17 protein-coding genes and 3 pseudogenes are annotated in these 21,291 nt (G+C 57.2%); 12 read left to right on the top strand and 8 right to left on the bottom strand.

Going from position 1 to position 21,291, the window contains the following annotated elements; all coding sequences use genetic code 11:
- The first annotated feature begins 33 nt into the window (after positions 1-33).
- The 5 genes from NJQ44_RS17935 to NJQ44_RS17915 all read left to right on the top strand — a co-directional run bounded on the left by NJQ44_RS17935 (position 34) and on the right by NJQ44_RS17915 (position 5,443).
- Positions 34-1,125 carry a Gfo/Idh/MocA family protein gene (locus NJQ44_RS17935; protein ID WP_254274581.1) on the top strand — a complete coding sequence of 364 codons (1,092 nt, stop codon included), beginning with the start codon at positions 34-36 and terminating at the stop codon, positions 1,123-1,125.
- A gap of 54 nt (positions 1,126-1,179) precedes the next feature.
- A complete protein-coding gene (locus tag NJQ44_RS17930) occupies positions 1,180-1,845 on the top strand; it encodes a ThuA domain-containing protein (protein ID WP_254274580.1) in 666 nt (221 codons plus the stop codon).
- Between the two features lie 132 nt (positions 1,846-1,977).
- Positions 1,978-2,946, top strand: a complete 969-nt coding sequence (locus tag NJQ44_RS17925; RefSeq protein ID WP_254274579.1) for a sugar phosphate isomerase/epimerase family protein — start codon at positions 1,978-1,980, stop codon at positions 2,944-2,946.
- Between the two features lie 54 nt (positions 2,947-3,000).
- A complete protein-coding gene (locus NJQ44_RS17920; RefSeq protein WP_254274578.1) occupies positions 3,001-4,110 on the top strand; it encodes a Gfo/Idh/MocA family protein in 1,110 nt (369 codons plus the stop codon).
- Between the two features lie 412 nt (positions 4,111-4,522).
- A complete protein-coding gene (locus NJQ44_RS17915) occupies positions 4,523-5,443 on the top strand; it encodes a dihydrodipicolinate synthase family protein (RefSeq protein ID WP_254274577.1) in 921 nt (306 codons plus the stop codon).
- 706 nt (positions 5,444-6,149) lie between these two features.
- Here NJQ44_RS17915 and xacF read toward each other — a convergent pair.
- On the bottom strand, positions 6,150-7,595 hold the full coding sequence (xacF, locus tag NJQ44_RS17910) for a 2,5-dioxovalerate dehydrogenase (protein WP_254274576.1): 1,446 nt from the start codon (positions 7,593-7,595) through the stop codon (positions 6,150-6,152).
- 243 nt (positions 7,596-7,838) lie between these two features.
- Between xacF and NJQ44_RS17905 the strand changes: the two genes are divergently transcribed.
- The 4 genes from NJQ44_RS17905 to NJQ44_RS17890 all read left to right on the top strand — a co-directional run bounded on the left by NJQ44_RS17905 (position 7,839) and on the right by NJQ44_RS17890 (position 11,949).
- A complete protein-coding gene (locus NJQ44_RS17905; protein WP_254274575.1) occupies positions 7,839-8,702 on the top strand; it encodes a fumarylacetoacetate hydrolase family protein in 864 nt (287 codons plus the stop codon).
- 109 nt (positions 8,703-8,811) lie between these two features.
- Entirely contained in the window at positions 8,812-9,567 is a 756-nt protein-coding gene (locus tag NJQ44_RS17900) for an IclR family transcriptional regulator (protein ID WP_254274574.1), read from the top strand.
- A 96-nt stretch (positions 9,568-9,663) separates the two neighbouring features.
- Entirely contained in the window at positions 9,664-10,896 is a 1,233-nt protein-coding gene (locus NJQ44_RS17895) for a mandelate racemase/muconate lactonizing enzyme family protein (protein ID WP_254274573.1), read from the top strand.
- A 165-nt stretch (positions 10,897-11,061) separates the two neighbouring features.
- Complete coding sequence (locus NJQ44_RS17890; protein ID WP_254274572.1) at positions 11,062-11,949, top strand: NAD-dependent epimerase/dehydratase family protein; 888 nt, start codon at positions 11,062-11,064, stop codon at positions 11,947-11,949.
- Between the two features lie 25 nt (positions 11,950-11,974).
- Here the strand turns inward: NJQ44_RS17890 and NJQ44_RS17885 are convergent, their stop codons facing one another.
- Positions 11,975-12,931 carry an aldo/keto reductase gene (locus NJQ44_RS17885; protein WP_254274571.1) on the bottom strand — a complete coding sequence of 319 codons (957 nt, stop codon included), beginning with the start codon at positions 12,929-12,931 and terminating at the stop codon, positions 11,975-11,977.
- Between the two features lie 625 nt (positions 12,932-13,556).
- Between NJQ44_RS17885 and NJQ44_RS17880 the strand changes: the two genes are divergently transcribed.
- The 3 genes and pseudogenes from NJQ44_RS17880 to NJQ44_RS17870 all read left to right on the top strand — a co-directional run.
- Positions 13,557-14,573: an NAD-dependent epimerase/dehydratase family protein gene (locus NJQ44_RS17880; protein ID WP_254274570.1), complete on the top strand. Its 1,017-nt coding sequence runs from the start codon at positions 13,557-13,559 to the stop codon at positions 14,571-14,573.
- A gap of 197 nt (positions 14,574-14,770) precedes the next feature.
- Positions 14,771-16,045: an MFS transporter gene (locus NJQ44_RS17875; RefSeq protein WP_254274569.1), complete on the top strand. Its 1,275-nt coding sequence runs from the start codon at positions 14,771-14,773 to the stop codon at positions 16,043-16,045.
- A gap of 291 nt (positions 16,046-16,336) precedes the next feature.
- Positions 16,337-16,552 (top strand): annotated as a pseudogene (locus tag NJQ44_RS17870) (SDR family oxidoreductase); the annotation flags it as partial.
- A gap of 120 nt (positions 16,553-16,672) precedes the next feature.
- Here NJQ44_RS17870 and NJQ44_RS17865 read toward each other — a convergent pair.
- From NJQ44_RS17865 to NJQ44_RS17840, 6 genes and pseudogenes are all read right to left on the bottom strand, one after another.
- Entirely contained in the window at positions 16,673-17,680 is a 1,008-nt protein-coding gene (locus NJQ44_RS17865; RefSeq protein WP_254274568.1) for an NAD-dependent epimerase/dehydratase family protein, read from the bottom strand.
- A gap of 57 nt (positions 17,681-17,737) precedes the next feature.
- On the bottom strand, positions 17,738-18,712 hold the full coding sequence (locus NJQ44_RS17860; RefSeq protein ID WP_254274567.1) for an aldo/keto reductase: 975 nt from the start codon (positions 18,710-18,712) through the stop codon (positions 17,738-17,740).
- A gap of 666 nt (positions 18,713-19,378) precedes the next feature.
- A pseudogene (locus tag NJQ44_RS17855) lies at positions 19,379-19,480 on the bottom strand (aldo/keto reductase); the annotation flags it as partial.
- A 149-nt stretch (positions 19,481-19,629) separates the two neighbouring features.
- The gene (locus NJQ44_RS17850) at positions 19,630-20,478 is read right to left on the bottom strand and encodes a carbohydrate ABC transporter permease (RefSeq protein WP_254274566.1); all 849 of its coding nucleotides are present in this window, start codon (positions 20,476-20,478) and stop codon (positions 19,630-19,632) included.
- Between the two features lie 28 nt (positions 20,479-20,506).
- Positions 20,507-20,905: pseudogene (locus NJQ44_RS17845) on the bottom strand (aldo/keto reductase); the annotation flags it as partial.
- On the bottom strand, positions 20,906-21,106 hold the full coding sequence (locus NJQ44_RS17840; RefSeq protein ID WP_254274681.1) for a cupin domain-containing protein: 201 nt from the start codon (positions 21,104-21,106) through the stop codon (positions 20,906-20,908).
- Positions 21,107-21,291 lie beyond the last annotated feature (185 nt).

Raw genomic sequence — 21,291 nt, 5'->3', positions numbered from 1 at the left:
CACAAATAAACGGGGGTACAACGATTGAATAGTATGGAACCAATTGCGGTCGGTATCCTCGGCTGTGGTACGATCAGCGACGCGTATTTTTCCTCGAACGACCAGTTCGACTGCTTCGAGATAACGGCTTGCGCGGACCTCGATCAGGCACTGGCCGAGGCCAAGGCTGACGAGTACAACATCACGGCTTACGATGTCGACGGATTCCTCGAATCTGACATCGACGCTGCCGTCAACCTCACACCACCAGCAGTCCACGCACAGACTTGCCAGCAACTCCTCGACGCTGGCAAACACGTCTACGTCGAAAAACCCCTCGCAGCGACTGTCGAGGACGCCGAGGAAATCCTCGCCATGGCCGACGAGTCCGACCTGCTGGTCGGCTCAGCACCGGATACATTCCTCGGTGCTGGACTGCAGACATGCCGGTCGGTTATCGACTCTGGGCGAATCGGCGAGCCGATCGGCGCGACCGCCATCTGGACATCCGGTGGCCACGAGAGTTGGCACCCAAACCCTGATCTTTACTACGATGAAGGAGGTGGACCATTGTTCGACATGGGCCCGTACTACGTTACTGCGCTCGTCTCGTTGCTTGGCCCGGCATCCCGCGTTACCGGCTCGGTCAAACAGACGTTCTCGGAGCGGACGATCACGAGCGAGCCACGTAACGGTGAGACGCTCAACGTGGATGTTCCGACACACGAAGCCGGAATCGTCGAGTTCGAGAACGGTGCGATCGCGAACCTATTGCTGAGCTTCGACACGCACGGCGGTTCATCCCTACCGTCTCCCGCCTTCGAGATTTACGGAACGGAAGGGACCCTCCAACTGCCGGATCCGAACCACTTCGAGGGGCCCGTTCGCGTCCGGGACCGCGACAGCGACCAGTTTGAGACTGTCGAACTCACCCACGAGTACACTGCGGGCCGCGGTGCCGGTGTCGCCGACCTCGCCTACGCTATCAGAGGCGACTGGGACCACCGGACAAACGCCGGCCTCGCCTATCACGTATTGACGGTACTCTCGGGTATTCGCACCGCGTCCGCGGCTGGTGAACACGTACCGATCGAGTCAGACTGCCGACGCCCAACACCGCTCCCTCCAGCGTTTCCGGACCGATAAGAATCCACAGTAACGACCCGAACCTTCTTATCGTCCCTCCAAGACAAGAGTGGTATGGCACCACGATCAGTACTCGTGATCGGCGGCAACCGCTTCCCGTTCCATCGATTCGAGGACCGAGGTCCGGAGATCGCTGCTGCGTTCGACGACCGTATCGACGTGACACTCACAACCGACAAGCACGACCTCGTCGATCTGTCGGGGTACGATGCAGTGCTCGACTACCTCACGGACAGTTCGTTGACCGAGGCGCAGCTGGAGGGGCTCACCTCGTTCGTCGCCGATGGTGGGGGATACGTGGGTATTCACTGTGCCTCTGACCTCACCAGCACGGAGGCTGACGACCCGGAGGACGTGATCGACTTCCACGACGAGCCCTTCCCGGAGCTTCGCGAACTGATCGGCGGCCACTTCATCACTCATCCGGAGCAGGCTGCGCTTGACATCCACGTGATCGACCACCACCACCCGGTCACTGCAGCGATGGACGATCTCACAGTGTGGGACGAACCCTACGTGGTCGAGGCCGACGACGACGTGCGCGTGTTGGCGCGGATGGATCATCCCGAACACGCCGATATGCCTGTTGTATGGGTCAAAGAGTACGGTGACGGACGCGTCTTCTACAGCTCGCTCGGTCACGGTACTCCGTCACTGACCCACGAGGGCGTCCAGAGGCTCGTCCGGGAAGGGACCCGATGGGCTGCTCGTGACGACTGAAGAACACGGCCCACCTTGGACCGATACCGCTGTTAGCCGTGCTTCGCCCAGCTGGGGAGTTGAATCTGTCGGCAGTCGATAGGTATTTTGACCGAAAATTTATTATCATTTTAGAGAGCAGTAACCTACGTTATGCAAGTTGGCGTACTCACCGTCGTGCTCGGTGGCGAACCACTAGAAGACGCACTCGACTATCTCGACGATATCGGGGTCGGTGCAGTCGAACTCGGCTGTGGGGGGTTCGTCGGTGACGACCACCTCGCGACCGAGGACTATCTCGACGACGATGAGGCACAGAATGATCTCCACGCTTTGCTCGAGGAGTACGGCATGGACGTCAGTGCCTTGGCGACCCACAACAACCCGCTCCACCCTGACGAGGAACGCGCTGCTCGCGCCGACGAGGAGCTCCGTGATGCGATTCGGTTGGCGAGCCAGCTCGACGTGAACACGGTGACGACGTTCTCGGGCCTGCCTGGTGGTGCACCGGGCGACGAGACGCCGAATTGGATCACTGCCCCGTGGCCCAACGAACACGGTGACGCGCTTGAGTACCAGTGGGAGGACGTGGCAATTCCGTATTGGTCCGAAATCGGGGAGTTTGCCGAGGGACACGGTGTCGACGTGGCTATCGAGATGCACCCGAACATGCTCGTCTACGAACCGCACAGTATGCTGCGGCTACGGGAAGCAGGAGGCGAGCGGATCGGGGCGAACTTCGACCCCTCTCATCTGTACTGGCAGGGTATCGAGATTACCGAAGCGCTTCGCCTGCTCGGTGCAGAGGATGCGATCCACCACTTCCACGCGAAAGACACCGGACTCTACGAGAGCAACGCGCGGACAAAGGGATATCTCGACACAGCCCCCTACACCGACGAGCAGAATCGCTCGTGGCTGTTCCGCTCGGTCGGTTACGGCCACGGAGAGAAACACTGGAAAGACATCGTAAGTACGCTTCGGATGATTGGCTACGACGGTGCTCTCTCAATCGAACACGAAGACTCCCTGACCAGCGGCCGTGAAGGACTGGAGAAAGCTGTCGACCTGCTAGACCGCGCTATCTTCGAAACGACCCCCGGTGAGGCTCACTGGGTCTAGCGCAGTGCTCGCCGGTCGTTCCGCACTGTCAGCAGATACACTCAGAAAAACAATATGACATACAACATTGGATTCATCGGATATCAGTTTATGAGTAAAGCTCACGGGAACGCGTTGAACAAGCTCCCGATGTTCTTCCCGGATGCTCCGGAGACGAACCGCCACGTCATCGTCGGGCGAACCGAAGATGCCCTCGAAGAGGCGGCCGCTCGACTCGGGTTCGAGAATACGGCGACTGATTGGCGGGAGATACTCGACGACGTCGATATCTTGTACAACCTGACGCCGAACTCCGTCCACCCGGAGCCGTCAATCGCAGCGCTCGAGCGTGACATCCCGGTGCTGTGTGAGAAGCCGCTCGCACCGACGCTCGAGGGTGCCGAAGCGATGGCTAAAGCAGCAGTGGAGAGCGATGCGACCGCTGCGACAGCATTCAACTACCGCTATATTCCGGCGATTCAGCACGCCCGGGCGCTGATCGAAGCTGGCGAACTCGGGGAAATCCGACAGGTACGCGGCCGCTACTTGCAGGATTGGCTCGCCGATTCCGAGGCTCCGTGGAGCTGGCGCAACGACGAGGAGATGGCCGGAAGCGGCGCGCTCGGAGATTTGGGTGCGCACACGTTCGACCTGACGCGCTTCCTCGTCGGTGATCACGTCGGCGAGTTCGATCGCATCAGCGGCCAGCTACAGACTTTCGTCGACGAACGGCCGGTCCCCGACACGGACGAGACTCGGGCAGTTACCGTCGACGACGCCTACACCGCACAGGTGGAGTTCGAAAGTGGTGCGGTTGGGACCTTCGAAGCCTCACGAGTCACAGGCGGGCACAAGAACGACCATTCGATAGCGATATACGGCTCTGAGGGAAGTCTGCGCTTCTCCCTTGAGCGCCTCAATGAACTCGACGTAAACCTTGACGACAACCGTGGTTTTGAGACCATCCTAATGACGGATCCTGACGACCCGTATATCAGTCACTGGTGGCCACCCGGCCACGTCATTGGATGGGAACATACGTTCATCCATGAAAACTACGAGTTCCTCAGAGCGGTTGACAACGGTGATGAATACCACCCTGACTTTCAGGACGGTCTCGCCGTTCAGCGGATCCTCGACGCTGTCGAACGCAGCGCGGAAGGTGGTGAGTGGATCACACTCTAGGGAATCTTTCCGACTCATTTAATCGGCCGGTAATTCGATCCCAGTTCTGTTCACTATCCTACAACACACGGACCGAACGGTGCCGAATATGCAACTTATTTATCCTGCAAAGATATCGTCTCAACCGTAGGATGAAACTTGCATTCGACTGTCCACGATGTGGGACGACCATTCCGCAGTCTGTTCACAGCCAAATCTGTGAGGGATGCGGTTACGTCGCTTCACACGAGTCAGATTAGCCGGACTAACTGCTCGCGCCTGCGGGGTGTGAGCGACTGCTCTCTCAATCGGACCGACGGCTAAGACACTCCGAAACTCCCTCCCGAGAGCATTTGCTAGTTCTCGTCAATAAATCGTCGGCGAAATCTGGTTTCATCGAAACAATCATCAGGCTGGTTTGAAAACACCTCCATTGACGACGTCGAGCCAGACCAGCTGTGACGAACAGGACCTGTTATCGGGTGTCATTCCACCGATTATCACCGCGTTTTACGAGGACGAACAGATCAATTACGAGGCCACGGCTGCTCATGCGCGGTTTGTCGTAGACAGGGGGGTCCACGGCGTGTTTCCACTGGGAACGAACGGGGAGTTTCCGATGCTCAAACCAGAAGAACGCGCGAACGTCATCCAGGCAGTCGTTGAGGAAGTCGGTAACGAAGTGCCGGTCATCGCGGGTGTGAGCGCACCAAGTACGCGTAACACCATCTCATACGCGCTTGATGCGGAGGAAAACGGCGCCGACGCCGTCGTCGTGGGTATCCCGTACTATTATCCAATAGGCAGCGAAGCGATCGTCGACCACTACGTCAGAGTCACCGACGCGGTGTCTATTCCGGTGTACATCTATCACTTTCCAGCACGGATGGGGAATAAACTCGAACTCGATACCTTAGATCGACTCGCTTCCATCGAGGGAATTGTCGGCGTGAAAGATTCCAGCGGCGACGTTGGGTGGCTCGGACAGGCAATCGACCGCAACCCGGATCTAACCTATCTCGCAGGGCTCGACGTGTTGCTCATTGCGGAATTAGAGATCGGCTGTACCGGTCTCGTCAGCGCTGTCTCAAACGTGTTCCCCGAAATGGCGGTCGAACTGTACGAAGCCTATATGAACGAGAACGATGAGCGGGCACGTGAGCTACAGAGCGTTGTCTTCGACGTGTGGGCGGCACTTGATACGGGACCATACCTCGGTGGCGTGAAGTCCGCACTTGATCTGCACCCAGAGACAACGTTCCGACCGGGACCGATGCGGACCCCGCTACGGCGGATGGATGCAACCGGAGAAAAACAACTCGCAGAAACTTTGAGACGACTCGACCTGTTCTAAGCAAGGACCGTGTGTCTACAGTGACACTCGTACTGTGAGAACTTCTGGGCGTTGCCAGTTACAAAATGCAGTGGAGAAGACGCAGGTGGCTATTTTCGGACAGACGATCTCGGTGAGGCGAGAGTGGTGCGCCAGTCGCGTCCGTTGTCGTCCACGGCATTGTTACGGGCAAGTGGAATCTTGTGCTCTCTGGTGCAGTGAGAGCATCCATAACTGGAGTACCATAGTATATAAAAATACCTGTTACGCTCGCGAATATATCTACAGCATACGAATCACTCCTAATACGGACAACTAACTATTCTATTTCGATACTTTTGGAGTCTTTATGCCATTGTAGAATCGATGTGTTTCGCATACTATTTTGTGATCCTCCACGTAGAGCAGTTCTCTGCCCAACAACCCGAATATGTGTTCCTACGCGCATCGGTAATAATGAATATTCCTGACGGATTCCTTCAATATTACGGGCGCTATAACCTGATTGGCTGGAAACCACTTCAGATATGGTGAATTAGGGGAATAACAAGTGTACTTATGATATATGTGTCCGAAACGGCCGAATTGGGGGATATCAGGCAGAGACTTTTTCCGAATTAATGAATTCAAATTCACTATTTCGGGATAGAATGCCGGGATTGGGGACCCACACTGTAGTGCACCAACCAGACTTGACAGTGGAGTCCTGTTATCAACAACGCTCCTATCAGTAGTTCAGGTAGACGGTCTTGGTGATGGTGTAGAAGTTGAGGCCGGCGTCACCCTGCTCGCGGTAGGTCTCGCTGGAGGACGCTTTCATGCCGCCGAAGGGCACGTGCAGTTCGAGCCCAGTCGTTTTCTCGTTGACTTTGGCGACACCAGCTTCGATCTCGTCGACGAATCGATGGGCTTCGGTCAGGTCGTCTGTGACCACGCTGGCCGAAAGTCCCTGTTCGACACCGTTGGCGACGTCGAGTGCTTCGTCGAAATCGGCGACAGGAATCACGGCGAGAACCGGGCCGAATATCTCTTCCTGTGCGATGCGCATATCCGGTTCGACATCCGAGAAGACGGTCGGTTCGACGAAGTACCCCTCTGCGTAATCGCCCTCTGTAAGCCGCTCACCGCCTGTTTCGAGAGTCGCCCCCTCTCTTTTCCCTATCTCGATGTAGTTCAAGGTACTCTCCAGTTCGGTTTCACTGGCCTGAGGACCCATATCTGGGTCGTCTACACCGGGACCGACGGCAAGCGTTTCGGCATAGTTGGTTATCGTAGCGACGAATTCGTCGAAGACATCTTCATGGACGATTGCGCGTGAACAAGCAGTACACGATTGGCCGGTCGTCCCGAAGGCGCCGGTGCCGACAATGGTGGCCGCTTCGTCGATATCTGCACTGTCAGAGATAACCGTTGGATTCTTGCCCCCCATCTCCAATTGCACGCGTTTCTGATCCGGTGCGGCGTTCTGATAGACAATATTGCCGACGTGTTCGCTTCCGGTAAAAGACACGGCGTCGACACGCTTGTCGGTCACAAGTGCGTCACCGACAGTGCTTCCGGACCCGGTAACAACGTTGAAGACGCCATCTGGGACCCCTGCATCGTCGAGACAGCGGGCAAAGTCGTGGGCGATCGCACCAGCCATCGATGCAGGTTTGAGGACGACCACGTTACCGGCCGCGAGTGCTGGGGCGACTTTCCATGCTGGAATTGCGATCGGATAGTTCCACGGTGTGATCGCCGTCACGACGCCGAGAGGTTCCACTTTAGTCCTCAGCGTCGCATCTCGGCTACTGCTCGCCTTGACTTCGCCATTGAGATCGGCGGCCTTCGAGGCGTAGTAGTAGAAAATATCTATGGCACGTTGGACTTCACCGGCAGCTTCGGCCCTCGTCTTCCCTTCTTCACGTACGAGCGTCTCCGTGAGGTCCGGTTTTCGCGCTTCAAGCAACTGCGCCACTTCACGCAGGACAGCCCCTCGGGAAGGGCCAGGCGTCGCTCGCCAGTCTTGCTGGGCAGCAACGGCAGCTTCAACCGCTTGGATTGCATCTTCGCTCGTCGATTCCTGCACGGTACCCAGCGTTTCGCGGTTGTCGGCCGGATTTCGCGTTGCCGTCGTGTTTCCACTGCCGGAGGCGACCCACTCGCCACCGATAAGATTTAGATATTCCATACAATTTAAATGTTCTCTTCCGACTGGTATAATCGTTTGGCATTGTTGTAGACACTCGCCTCGAACTGACGGAGATGGCATTTCGGATTGGAGAGTACTTTAGTGAGAACGCAACTCTCCCCAGAGTGTGAAGGAGCGACAATGTGATTACACGACACAAAATTGGGTAACCAAGCAGAAATCTAAGGTTTTATTAAATACTTTCGGGAAGCGCTTTTATATGGCTGTGATAGAGGGAGTACTATGCGTTACTACCAGTCTACTCTCGAGAACGAAAGACACCTTTTAGCAAAGACAGAGAACGCTACGTACGACCTCACCAACTGGAACGATGACATCGATTCGTTCGGCACTCTTCTACGAGCAGCGGATGACGAAGGCGTAACGCCGGACACATATGTCGAAGAATCGCTGGAAGAGGCAAATGCCGTTGAGGCGGTGCCAGGGACACTGTCTGTACCTATCGTTGCCGACGAGATATGGGCAGCAGGGGTCACCTATCGAATCAGTGAGGAAGCGCGTGAAGCCGAAAGCGAGAGTCCCGATATATATATGAACGTCTACGATGCAGAGCGACCTGAAATCTTCTTCAAGTCGACCCCGAGTCGCACCGTCGGCCCGAACGACGCCGTTGGGATTCGCTCGGACTCGGAGTGGGATGTTCCCGAACCCGAGCTCGGGATCGTCCTCTATCAGGGAGATATCGTTGGGTATACCATCGGAAACGATATGAGCAGTCGCTCAATCGAAGGAGAAAATCCGCTGTATCTCCCGCAAGCAAAGGTATACGATCGATGCTGCTCTATCGGCCCATGTGTCGCGACTGTGGGGACGATCGAAGACCCACACGATTTAGACATGAACATGTCGATTACGCGTGATGGGGAGGTTCTCTACAACGATGGCACGTCTACTTCCGAGATGGTCCGCTCGTGCGAAGAATTAGTTTCGTACTACACTCGCCACAACAACGTCCCGGAATTCTCGGTGCTTCTCACCGGTACCTCACTCGTCCCAGAGGAGAATTTCACTCTCGAAAAGGGCGACCAGATCCATATCGACATCGAAGGAATCGGGACACTCGAGAACGAAGTCATCCCCGTCTGAGGACCGCAATTGCCACCGGATAGGGGGATTGTCAACTCAACATCGACAATACGGAAGCCAACTCCAGCATAACTGAAGATTTATACAGTATGGTCGCGATTGTGTGGTTATGGCAGACAACAAAGTAAAGTCAGTCAAAAAGACTTTTGACATCATCAATATGGTGCAAGATCTCGACGGTGCGTCGTTGACGACGGTCTCACAGCAGATGGGGATGCCACAAAGTACGACACACAACTATCTTAAATCGCTCGAGGAGGCAGAGTATCTGATCAATGATGATGGAACGTACCGCGTCGGAATCAGGTTCCTGGAACACGGCGCATACGCTCGCAATCGGATGAAGATCTATGAGACAGCCAAGCCCGAAATTGACAAACTCGCATCAGAAACCGGGGAACTCGCAAATCTTCTCGTTGAAGAGCATGGCCTTGGAAGCTATCTCCATCGAGCGCAGGGGGAGGACGCCGTGCAAGTGGAAGCCCATGTTGGCACGCGTGTGTCCCTCCATAGCACCGGTCTTGGTAAAGCAATCCTTGCATACCTCCCTGCCAAGCAGCGTGACGAGATTCTAGATCGACAGGGACTGCCGGAACGGACCCCGCGGACGATAACTGACAGGGACGAGTTGCTGGAGGAACTCGAAGAGATTCGCGAAAATGGATTCGCGTTCGACGACGAAGAGCGGTTGAAGGGGTTACGCTGTGTCGCCGCTCCCATCCACAGCAACAGTGATCGTGTCCTCGGGGCGATCAGTATCTCGGGGCCAACGAACCGGCTCAGGGGCGACCGGTACTATGAGGAACTGCCTACGAAACTGCTTGAAGCAATGAACGTAATTGAGCTCAACATCACACACTCGTAAGCACGACTCTTGTTCGGTTTGCGGGAATAACAGCGATAACAAAGATGTGACCCCGGAATCTTTATTTAGGTCTTGATCAAACCACTTAAGCGTCGAATGAGCTACGAAACTCTCAGCGATCCGAACGCAGAGTATACCATGCGTGATTTATCGGGCAAGTCGATGGGCTTGTCTCGAGACAGTTCGTCGCGCGACATCGAAATCACTGATGTGCAGACCGTTATCGTCGACGGCAATTACCCATGGACACTCGTCCGAGTGTACACGGATGCAGGCGTCAGTGGGATCGGAGAATCCTACTGGGGCGGTGCAATCCCGGAGATCATCGAACGGATGAAGCCGTTTATCGTCGGCGAGAACCCGTTGGACGTCGACCGGATCTACGAGCACCTTGTGCAGAAGATGAGCGGAGAGGGGTCGATCGCCGGCAAGGATATCGCCGCCATCTCCGGCATCGAAATCGCGCTCAACGACGTAGCGGGTAAAATCCTTGACGTGCCAGCCTATCAGTTGCTCGGTGGTAAGTACCGGGACGAAGTCCGTGTCTACTGTGACTGTCACACTGAGGATGAGGCCGACCCAGAAGCCTGTGCTGACGAAGCGGAGCGTGTCGTTGAGGAACTCGGCTACGACGCCCTGAAATTCGACCTCGACGTGCCGAGCGGCTACGAGCAGGACCGCGCGAATCGCTTCCTCAGCAAACCCGAGATCGACCACAAGGCCGAGATCGTCAAACAAGTCACCGAACGCGTCGGCGACCGGGCACTCGCAGCCTTCGATTGCCACTGGGCATTTAGTGCGGGCAGTGCCCGCCGACTCGCTCGCGCACTCGAACCGTACAACGTGTGGTGGCTCGAAGACCCGATCCCGCCGGAAAACCACGACGTGCAGCGAGAGATCACTCAGGGAACGTCCACGCCGATCGCGACCGGTGAGAACGTCTATCGCACCCACGGCCAGCGCCGCCTGCTCGAAGAACAGGCCGTCGACATCGTCGCCCCTGACGTACCCAAGGTAGGCGGCATGCGGGAATCGACGAAGATCGCAACGCTGGCGGACATCTACTACGTCCCGCTGGCGATGCACAACGTCTCTTCGCCGGTCGGAACGATGGCCTCGGCCCACGTCGGTGCGGCAATCCCGAACGCGCTTGCACTCGAATACCACAGCTACGAACTCGGCTGGTGGGAAGATCTGGTCGAAGAGGACAACCTCATCGAAAACGGTCGGATGGCGGTCACCGAAGAACCAGGACTCGGCCTGACGCTTGACTTCGACGCCGTTGAAGAACATCTCGCCGACGGCCAAGAACTGTTTGACGAGGAGTGACGAAGCGATAGGTGGTCACTTGGACATTCCCGGCGGGCCACTGGCTAAGTGTGGAAGAAGAAGCGACCCCTAGCTGGCTGGATTGGTGACCCCCTCTCGACGGAGAGAGACAGGTCAAGACTTCGCAAAACCAACGCTTATCAGCGATTGGATTCACAGTTCCGTATGGTTGATACAGTCGTCGTTACCGGCGCACTCGGTGGGGCAGGAAGTTGGATCGTAGAAGACCTCCGTGACGACTACGAGGTCGTGGCAGTCGATATGACACTACCGGAGTCTATCGACGTAGACGGAGTGAGCTTTCAAGCGGTGGACCTGACCGAACAGGGTCCGATATGGGAGACAGTGCTGGACGCGGAGCCGACTGCAGTGGTCCACTTCGGAAACATCCCTCACGAAGAGAACCACGCCGGCGGTGATGTCTACGAGAACAACGCGCTGAGCACATTCCACACCCTGGAAGCTGCGGGTAGGGCCACCGCCGACGTAATCTGGGCGTCCAGCGAAACGGTGTACGGGACCCACTGGCCCGAGCCGGAACTGCCCAATTCCTTGCCAGTGACGGAGAAACAGCCTCCAGCTCCGTGGAACGGCTACGAGACGTCGAAGCTGGCGGGTGAAGCGGCCGCTGAACGTGTGACAAACGCCTTCGACGTGTCGGTCGCTTCGATTCGACCCTCGTGGGTCCAGTACCCTGGACGATACGAGACCACACCACTCCGGAAACAGTTCGACTTCGAGAGCGCGGGCCGATTCGGCAACTTCTGGTCGTATATAGACGTTCGCGACCTCGTGTCGCTCGTAAGAGCGGCGTTGGAGAGCGACTTCGACGGCCACGAAGTGTTCAACGGCTTCGCTGCCGATAACTTCCTCGGGGTCGACACCACGGACGCGATTGAAGCAGGTTACGGCGAACTCCCGGACGAATGCGGCATCTCCGGCGATGCATCTGCCTTCTCAAACGAGAAGGCCGAGACGATGCTCGGCTGGAAACCACGCCATTCGTGGAAGGCGGGCGAAGAGGAGTCCGTCGAAGGCCCGACTTTCGTCTGAGCCGATCTGCTACTGAACCAGAACCTCAGTGAAGGCCGCCCAGCGTTTCGATGCTGTCGAGCCGTTCACGTTCATGCTCGGATAGCGAGAGGTCAAGCGACGCGAGATTCTGTTCGAGTTGGTCGACGGTACTACACCCGATGACCGGGATTGTCGGCGGGTCGCGTTGAGTGAGCCATGCAAGGACGACCTGGTTACCCGATACATCCCGTCGTTCGGCGATATCCCGAACTGTCTCCATCTTCAGTCGGTTCTCCGTGGTGACGTACCGGTCCGGAATGGGGCGGTCTTCACGGCCGTAGCACCCCCTCAACAGTGGGGAATATGGAAGCATCGTCAAATCGTGGTCGTCACAGTACGTGACAGATTCGTCAGTCGCCGGGCGCTGGCGCACGAAATCAGAGTTGCGATGCGGAATGAGATACGAAAAACGCGGCTGGACACAACTGAACTGCGTGAGGCCTCGTTCTTCCGCTATGGTGTTTGCTTGTGCGAGCCGCCATCCGTAGTAGTTGCTCGCACCGATGTGACGGACTTTGCCGGATTCAATGAGCCGGTCGAACGCCTCCATGGTCTCCTCGAGTGCCGTGTCCCTGTCGTCAACGTGCGCATACAAGAGGTCAATATAGTCGGTGTCTAGCCTGTCGAGACTCTTGTCGACCTCCTGCTCAATAACACCCGGGTCGAGTGACTTGGGAACGTCGCCGTACTCAAATCCTACCTTCGTCGCTACGAAGAGGTCATCTCGATTTCCACGGTCAGCCATCCATTCTCCGAGAAACGGCTCACTTTTCGGCTCAGCAAAGCCGTCAACCCAGGTCGCATAGATGTTGGCAGTATCGATGAACCGGCCCCCGGCATCGTAGTACCGGTCGAGTATCTCCCGAGACGTCTCAGGATCGGTCTTACTCCCGAAATACATCGCACCAAGACAGATCGGACTGACCGTCTCACCAGTTGTTCCGAGTGGGATCGAATCCATACGATAGTCTCCGAAGGCAAGCAAATAAATGCTCTGGGCGGAGAGTTCGTCTGACACGGTCGCCATCGAGGTGGGCTCGAGACAGCATGCCCTCCCTCGAACCGCTGTATTGTACTGACCTTCTGTCGAAGCCGACTCCGGAGGTATACCTACCGAAGCGACAGTCGAATCAACCGGTGAGTCTGATAACACCCTGGCTGTGGAACTAGGTGCGTCGACCGTTGCCGCAATCGCACTAGCGTGACTGTTCGAGCCAGCAGACAACGCCCTCGTCGTTGCAGTGCTATTTTCACCCGCAGTGTAGGTGTCATCGCTGAGAGAATCGTACGTTCTGGTAATCCACAGTCGAGGGTCGATTGACGTACTGACCTCGATAGTACAGCGCTCACGGAGAACGCTCACCACTTTCATCGTGAGTAGACGTCAAATCTGTCTCGGGCCAACACGCGCACGAACTCTGCGTCAACGTTGAACAGGTCTCGATAGCCCGTTGGAAGTACGACAGCCGATATCCGACCACGGGCGGCGACTGATGGAGTGGGGAGGTGGTGAACAGAGTGCGAGTTCTCACTGGGTCGTCGACCGAACCGTCGGGAGTTATACGACCAGCATACGTTGTACCCGTATGGACGTACTCGTTATCGGTGGGACCGGCATCATCAGCACCGGTATCACCGAACAGTTGGTGGACGCCGACCACGACGTCACCTTGTACAACCGGGGGAAAACGGACGTTGCAGTCCCGAGCAAGGTCGAACTGGTGCGAGGTGACCGCGAGGCACTCGATCAGTTCGAACTCGACATGGAAGCGCTCGCCCCGACAGCAGTGGTCGATATGCGCTGTTTCACTCCCGCTGAGGCCCGAAGCGCCATTCGAGCCTTCCCCGAGGTCGAACGCTACGTGTTCTGTAGCACCGTCGCGGCCTACGATCATCCTGTCGACTCGTACCCGATTACCGAAACCGCCGAACGAAAGCGCGCTGGCGAGAACTACGGCGAAGCAAAGGCCGAATGCGAGCGAATCTTCGACAGAGCTCACGAGGAGACAGGGTTCCCCGTCGTCACGCTCAGGCCGGGCCACACCTACGGAGAGGGCGGCAACCGCGGCGGCCTCTGTTATTCCCTGGGTTGGGAACAAACTGCGTTCATCGACCGGCTCCGACGTGGACTACCGATTGTCGTCCACGACAGTGGCACATCGCTGTGGGCATCGTGCCACCGCGACGACGTGGCCGCCGCGTTCGTCGCCGCACTCGACAATGGTGAAACGGGCGAGCATTACCAGGTCGCGACTGAGACCTCCCATGCATGGGACAACTACCTCAGGAGGGCCGCGCGAGCGATCGACGCTCCAGAACCGGAACTGGTCCACGTCCCGACCGAGTTCATCGCCGCGGCACTACCCGACCAGTCCGAGCTCCTCACCCGTGACCTGAAGTACAGTTTGGCGTACGATTCGAGCAAGGCACGTGAGGCGCTGGGCTTCCAACCGGAGATATCATGGGCAGATGGGTTCCGTAGAACCGTCTCGTGGCTCGATGAACAGGACGAGATCGACCCCGCGGAATCCTCTCACGACGACGAACTCATCGTCGCGTGGGAGCAAGCGCTCGAGACTGGGCTCTCCGCGTTCATCGAGTAGGTGGATGGCGGGTCGACAATGCTTGTCGGTGCCGTTCGAATCGAGTGAGACAGCGAGCTGACGGACTTGGTGTGGCAGGCTGAGGCCTCTCCCGCTGGCTGCTGTGTGGTGAAACCGACAGCTCGGTTGATGCGGAGAGGGGAAAGACTGGTGCCAGAAAGATACAATTTTAGTCGTTGCTTCGGGAAGTACTGGTAATGGTCGGTACTACGCTTGGCGACGTCCGTCGCCTGCCCAGGGAGGTCGCCATAGTAGTCGGGCTGATCAGCGGGTCGCAGTTCGTCAATCACATGTATCTCGTCTTGTTGCCGCCGATACTGACGATTCTCTCTGACGAGTTCGAGGTATCGCTCGCACTCTTGGGCATCGCCCTGGGCGTGCAAGCGTTGACCAATACCGTCTTCCAGCTCCCGTTCGGGTATCTCGCAGACCACTACGATCGCACGATCGCCCTCGCAGTCTCGTCCTTCTTGGGGGCAATCGGCGTACTGGTCGTCGCTATCTCGCCCTCGTTCGGCTGGTTGGTCGTCGGACAAGCGATCATCGGAATCGGCGTCGCGGGACATCACCCCGCACACTATCCGCTGTTGACGGATGCGACTCCTGATTCGATCCGCGGTCGTGCGTTCTCGGTTTACAACTTCGGCGGGATGCTCGGCTTCGCCGCACCACCGGTCATCATCACTGCGATTATCACATTCCCTGATCTGACGTGGCGCCACGCAATCGGGACAGTAGGCATCGTCGGGATTGTGTACGCAGTAGTGGTCACAGCAGTCTTCGCCCGTTCACTCGGTCGAGAAATCACCGGCCCGAACGTCACTGACACGGACCAGGCAGATGGCATCCTCGACCGCGTTCGAGCGGAACTTCGGTCACTCGTTGCCGATTCCGAGATCCTCATCGTCGCAGTCCTCGCCCTCGTCGCCGCGACAGCCAACTGGGCGCTTTCGTCATACACCGTCGTGTTCCTCACCGAGACCTACGAGATTCCCCTCGAACAAGCGAACCTCACCCTGACTGGTCTCTTTTTAACCGGCTCCGTCGGCGTGCTCGCAAGTGGGTCATTGACTGACCGGTTCTCTCCCGCTCCGGTCATGTTGGTGAGTTTCGTCGGACTCACCGTACTCGTCGGCGTCATCGCGTCGAGTCTCGCTCCCGCAATCGTCGCCATCGGCCTATTCCTCGCCGTCGGTGCGGTTCGGAGCCTCGAAGGTCCCGCCAGAGACACCCTCACAGAGCGACTTTCAGGAGACGGAACGGTCGGAAAGAGCTTTGCCGTCGTCACCATCGGAATCATGCTGGGGAGCACGATTGCACCGCCAGTGTTCGGGTATCTCATCGACCAGTTCGGCGTTCAGGCAGCGTTCTTTGCTGTAGGGGCAGTGGCAGCGATTGCGACCGCCGTCACAGTCATGATAGCCCTTCGAATCGACGCGATCTCCGACTTGGAACCGATCCCCTTAGACTGAGGCGGCCGTCGTCGTTGTTGGTTAGTGGGATTGCCCGTGCACTTGGAAGGTACAGCGATGAGGCTCATTAGCGTGCCAACGTGGCTGGATAAATTGTTCGGATACTCTGGACAGAATTCTCCTGAAGTGGGAAAACACACACTATTACTGAAACGACCAATAACAGATGTACTTTCGATAGTTTGTCCTATCTCGGCCGATAACCTTGAAATGAAGATTACAATAGTTTCAGTATTGGTGAACGTAGTGCCCAGTGGCCCTGTAATGAACGAGAATCAATGAACAATCGGTGTGTCAACTGAGTTCGTCATCACGCTGCAGAACGCAGACACCTATGCCGAGGGAACCGAGGAGCGACGGCGCATCGACGAACGCACGACGCTGGGTCGCGTGGCCGAGCGCGAAGAGATCGTCGGTGCAGCGATCTATCTGGCCAGCGACGCGAGTTCCTACGTCACCGGTGAGACCGTGACCGTTGACGGCAGATTCTCAGATAACGCATTCTAAGCCACATCGAGACGAATATTCCAGCTCAGAACCACCGGGAATGAGCGCTCTGATTGGCAAGACTCTGTAGCGTGGTCGCATGGTCCGCCCACTGGGCTCTGTGTCCGGCCAGCAGCCGAGCTAGTGGAGCGAGGCGGCGAACGAATCAGTCGCATCACGCCACGCCGAAACGATAGCGTCGTACTCAGGGTCGCTGTCCCAGTCGTCGATAGCGTCGTCCTCCGCGAGGCGGGTGACTGTTCGCTCGACACCGTCTTCCCACGAGACGGTCTGCTGGAATCCGAGGTCCCGTTCGGCTTTGCTCATGTCGAACACTGTCGAGAACTGATAGTGATTCAGCAGCGGTGCCACCCGGTCGGGAGCCCCCTCACAAAGCGCGTCAGTTGGCACGTGAACCAGTTCCGGCTCCGGAGCGTCCAGCGCTGCCGCCGCCCGCTGGTGGTACTGATTCCACGTCATCGGCTCGGTTGCAGTCGTGTGGTAGGCCTCGCCGATCGTCTCGTGATTTCCGATTGCAGTGACGAACGCGGCGGCCACGTCGTCGCGGTGACACGGTGCCCACACGGAGGTCCCGTCCCCGTGAACGACGATGGGCTTTCCTCGTCGGAGACGGTCGACATACGCGTCGCTCGATAGCGTATCGAGGAGGCCGCGATCACCCCCGTAGGTGTGCCATGGTCGGATGACTGTCGCCGGGAACCCGTCTTTCCGGTAAGCTTCGAACAGGCGGTCCTCACAGGTCGCCTTGTTCCCACCGTACTCGCTGACTGGTGGTTCGCGGGCGGCACGCTCCTGAATCGGCATCGTCTCGACCGGGCGGTGGTACACGTCGACCGTGCTACAGAAGACGTACTGATCGATGTGTCCGCGGAATACGTCGATAGCCGTCTCGATGTCGGCTGGATCGAAGCCGACCATGTCTATCACACAGCCGAGCGGGACTGCGTCTCGGGCCCGTTCCAGCGCGTCGCGGTCGGTCCGGTCACCGGTGATATGTTCGACTGACGCCGGGAGAACCGCTTCGGTCTCTCCGCGGGTGAATACTGTAACGTCGTGACCGGCAGCGGCTGCTTGTCGGGTGATTCCCGTGCTGATGAGGCCCGTACCGCCGATAATGAGTACCTGCATTAGCGATTCTCTCGAACTGCGAGAGTATAGTTGTGAGGTCCTCGTGCGGAGTACCCGTTACTCATGGCCGATGATCGCCAGCGGTTCGTATGGTTCTTCGAGATAGTCGATATCAGCATCGGAGAGATCTATCTCCACTGCCTCTACAGCCTCCTCCAGATGCTCGATGCTCGTCGTCCCGACGATAGGCGAGGTCACCCACTCCTTGTGCAGTAGCCATGCCAGCGACAACTGCGCCATCGAGACACCGTAGTCGGCGGCCAGTTCTTGGACGCGCTCGTTGATCTCTTGGCCGCCACCGGCCCCGTACTCTGGTGTTGGGTTGTGATGATTCTCCGGGTCGCCACGGGTGGTCGCCTGCAATTCTTCGAGTGGGCGGGTGAGGAAGCCCTGTCCCAGCGGACCCCACGGGATGACGCCGATACCTTCCTCCTGGCAGAGGGGCAGTACCTCACGTTCTTCTTCACGGTACGCCAGATGGTAGTGGTTCTGCATCGCGACAAAATGCTCCAGTCCCTGACTCCGCGAAGTCTCTTGCGCGGCGGCGAGTTGGTAAGCGAACATCGAGGAGGCACCAAGATAGCGCACATCACCACGGCGGACGGCGTCGTCAAGCGTCCGCATCGTCTCTTCGATAGGGGTCTCGTCGTCCCAGCGGTGTATCTGCAGGAGATCGACAGTATCCATCCCGAGTCGGTCCAGCGACGCCGCCAATTCCTGTTCGATGGCTTTCCGCGAGAGCCCACTCCGGTTGGGGCCATCCTCGTCGACAGGGAAGAACGTCTTCGTCGCGACGACCTGTTCGGCTCGGTCACGCTCGTCTAGTGCACGACCAAGGGTCTCCTCGCTCTCCCCCGCCGAGTAGGCGTTGGCCGTGTCGAAGAAATTGATACCCAGCTCCACAGCGCGGTCAATGATTTCCTGGGACTCGTCTTCATCAAGCATCCACGGTTCCTCGCTACCGAAACTCATACATCCTAAGCAGATGCGACTGACTTCTGTACCAGTCTCTCCTAACGTCGTGTACTCCATGATAAATTGGCCGCTGGCCGTCAACAAAAGCCTACTGGTGGTTTAGTCTGTGAGATAAAATTCGAGGAAACCGGTCGCATTCAACGTCACAGATGCGCGCTTAGTCTCCGAGCAGAACCGGAACTTATTTTAACTAACAAAATGACGATTCAGTTGGTAGAAGTAAGCAGTCGTTTCGCTGTGGATTGTCTGACATGCCCAACCCTCAGCTAAACTCTGGCGATGTAACCGTGCTCATACCACGAACGACACACAGTCTATCGGTTGCTTGGTTCTACCGTGTCAGTCGTGGTGAGAGATCTTGTCAATCTCTTCAGTCACCGACGTGACCACCACCCACTTCCCACCATTTAATGGGAGATCTCGACCGTCCAGAAGAGCCGTGACTACCGATACCCCGCCTCCACAAAGTTACGGCCGGTTCCGAACCCTGAATTGTGTCTCCTCTGTAGAAGGTGTCATTCAGTCTCGAGAGCTATCTCGATAATCCCGACGTTGCAGACCTCTTTGCCTCCTTTTTGGAAACGAATGAAGCATGCCAGACTGTTACCCGTAGCGATGACCGCCGGGAGATTATTATGCACCCGTCGATATCGACAATATCAAACAGCGAGTTCGAAACTTCGCAGCGGAAAAAGCGGCATCAATGAGGAGTTACCGAGGATAGAAGCCAACATCGAGAGCGATCCGGACGTTGTCACGCCACTGTTCTCGGTTGTCGTCGGAGTATGTCCCCAGACCGAGTGGTGGGAGTCCGTCTCGCGGCATCGGATAGAGACAGCCGCCCGGAGGGCTTTGGTCTCTCGGTCGGGTGTCTCGGAGACTACTACTTGTACACGCAGAGAGACCTCTGTCGAGTGACTCCGGCAAGGATGCCAGTTGTCGAAAGCAGCCCTTATCGATGGATTCCATGACCTTCAGCCGGCAAGTCGTCTTAGGTCACCCTGTAAAAAGTAGCGCCACAGAACCGCGAAGATCAGGAGGGCCGGGAATGAAGCGAGCAGCGACGCAACACCGATATCGCCAACGCCATAACTGTATCCGACAGGAAGGGTGCGCTTTGCGGGATCGTTGAGTAAGATCACTGCAAAGAGCAGTTCGTTGTACGAGATAACCCAGGCGAACGTAAACGCGGCCGCGAGGGCGGGTTTAGCAGCCGGGAGGAACGCCCAGAGGAACGCACCGAGGCGCGAACAACCGTCGATTCGTGCGGCGTCTTCGAGCCAGGTCGGGATATTCGAGAATATAGGGAGGAGCAGCCACGTCATGAACGGGAGTGTGAAAGCGACGTACGCGATCACGAGGCCGAGATGGCTGTTGAACAAGCCGATAGTCCTGAAAATGAGTAACAGCGGGATAGCGATCACGATATTTGGGACCATTAGTTGTACCAGAAGCGAACCTGCGAAGAATCGACGCCCGGCGAAATCGAAGCGATTGATCCCGTAGGCACTGGTCACCGCGAGGGCAGTGCTGAGGAACGCTGCTGCGGTGGAAACAATTACGCTGTTGGAAAGCAGTCGGAGGAACGGTGTGTGAAACACCGTTACTGCGAAGGCATCGAACTGGATCCCCCGGAGCCACCACGTGACGCCACGGTCGAGGATAGTCGTGGATGGGACTGCGTGTAAAGATAACAGCAATGGCCAACTGATCGGCAGGAGCACGACGAACACGAGAGACCAGATAAGACAGTGGAAGCCGACCGCAGAGAAACGACCCCAAATCGAACTCCTGGCTTTACCCTGACTCTCGGTTCCGCCCATGTGTGGGTCGAACGCCGTGGTAGACAAAGTAGTACTGGTATAGGTCTACTGTGTCCATTCCAAGCCTGTTCAGCGAGTTCTGGAGTTCCTGCTCGATAGTTTTCCGAGAGAGTCCCGACGCGTTTGGATGGGACTCCTCGTCGTCCGCGAAAAACAGTGGCGAGAAGAACACCTTGGTTGCGACGACTTGCTCGTCGCGGTCGTACTCCGAGAGGACGTTACCGAGGACGCGTTCGCTGTTGCCCTCCGAGTAGACGTTGGCGATGCCGAAGAAATTGATACCGAGGTCGATTGCCCGTTCGATAATCTCAGTGCTCTCGTCCTCGTCGAGTGGCCAGTCACGGTACTCCGAGGAACCGAAGCTCATGCACCCGAGACAGATTTTCGAGACCTCCAGGCCGGTCGAGCCAAGTGTCGTGTACTCCATTCAGGGGGCCTCCTGAATGTCTAGTTCGCTGTCGTCTGGTTCGGCGAGGAAATAGAGATGACTGAAGTGGTCGTCTGCGCCTTCGGCGGTGCCGTGCCAGTGCTCTTCGCCTGGTTCGAAGACCACCAGATTGCCCGCCGATACCTCGAACTCTTCATCGCGATTGCCGACTATACCGGTGCCCTCGGTGACGTAGAGGATTTGGATCTCGGCGTGGGCGTGGAACTTGGTTCGCTCTCCCGGTCGGAAGGTGACCCAACCTGCACTGGATGATCAGATTCTTTCCTCGCTGCGGATGGCATGTTGGTAACGTTCATGGCCCGTTCTGACTACGGTCAAAAGCTACTATAGTTCAACGCTATTTGGAAAGTCCAGTTATGTGGTCC

The organism is Haloarcula marina (assembly GCF_024218775.1).
GTDB classification, from domain to species: domain Archaea; phylum Halobacteriota; class Halobacteria; order Halobacteriales; family Haloarculaceae; genus Haloarcula; species Haloarcula marina.
This window is presented reverse-complemented; position numbering and strand designations above follow the sequence as displayed.

Excerpts from the sequence above, each read along its gene's own strand:
- NJQ44_RS17895 (WP_254274573.1), top strand. The coding sequence starts at position 9,664 with ATGAGCTACGAAACTCTCAGCGATCCGAACGCAGAGTATACCATGCGT.
- NJQ44_RS17930 (WP_254274580.1), top strand. The coding sequence starts at position 1,180 with ATGGCACCACGATCAGTACTCGTGATCGGCGGCAACCGCTTCCCGTTC.
- xacF (WP_254274576.1), bottom strand. The coding sequence starts at position 7,595 with ATGGAATATCTAAATCTTATCGGTGGCGAGTGGGTCGCCTCCGGCAGT.
- NJQ44_RS17860 (WP_254274567.1), bottom strand. The coding sequence starts at position 18,712 with ATGGAGTACACGACGTTAGGAGAGACTGGTACAGAAGTCAGTCGCATC.
- NJQ44_RS17875 (WP_254274569.1), top strand. The coding sequence starts at position 14,771 with ATGGTCGGTACTACGCTTGGCGACGTCCGTCGCCTGCCCAGGGAGGTC.
- NJQ44_RS17905 (WP_254274575.1), top strand. The coding sequence starts at position 7,839 with ATGCGTTACTACCAGTCTACTCTCGAGAACGAAAGACACCTTTTAGCA.
- NJQ44_RS17925 (WP_254274579.1), top strand. The coding sequence starts at position 1,978 with ATGCAAGTTGGCGTACTCACCGTCGTGCTCGGTGGCGAACCACTAGAA.
- NJQ44_RS17850 (WP_254274566.1), bottom strand. The coding sequence starts at position 20,478 with ATGGGCGGAACCGAGAGTCAGGGTAAAGCCAGGAGTTCGATTTGGGGT.
- NJQ44_RS17920 (WP_254274578.1), top strand. The coding sequence starts at position 3,001 with ATGACATACAACATTGGATTCATCGGATATCAGTTTATGAGTAAAGCT.
- NJQ44_RS17900 (WP_254274574.1), top strand. The coding sequence starts at position 8,812 with ATGGCAGACAACAAAGTAAAGTCAGTCAAAAAGACTTTTGACATCATC.
- NJQ44_RS17880 (WP_254274570.1), top strand. The coding sequence starts at position 13,557 with ATGGACGTACTCGTTATCGGTGGGACCGGCATCATCAGCACCGGTATC.
- NJQ44_RS17865 (WP_254274568.1), bottom strand. The coding sequence starts at position 17,680 with ATGCAGGTACTCATTATCGGCGGTACGGGCCTCATCAGCACGGGAATC.
- NJQ44_RS17885 (WP_254274571.1), bottom strand. The coding sequence starts at position 12,931 with ATGGATTCGATCCCACTCGGAACAACTGGTGAGACGGTCAGTCCGATC.
- NJQ44_RS17890 (WP_254274572.1), top strand. The coding sequence starts at position 11,062 with ATGGTTGATACAGTCGTCGTTACCGGCGCACTCGGTGGGGCAGGAAGT.
- NJQ44_RS17935 (WP_254274581.1), top strand. The coding sequence starts at position 34 with ATGGAACCAATTGCGGTCGGTATCCTCGGCTGTGGTACGATCAGCGAC.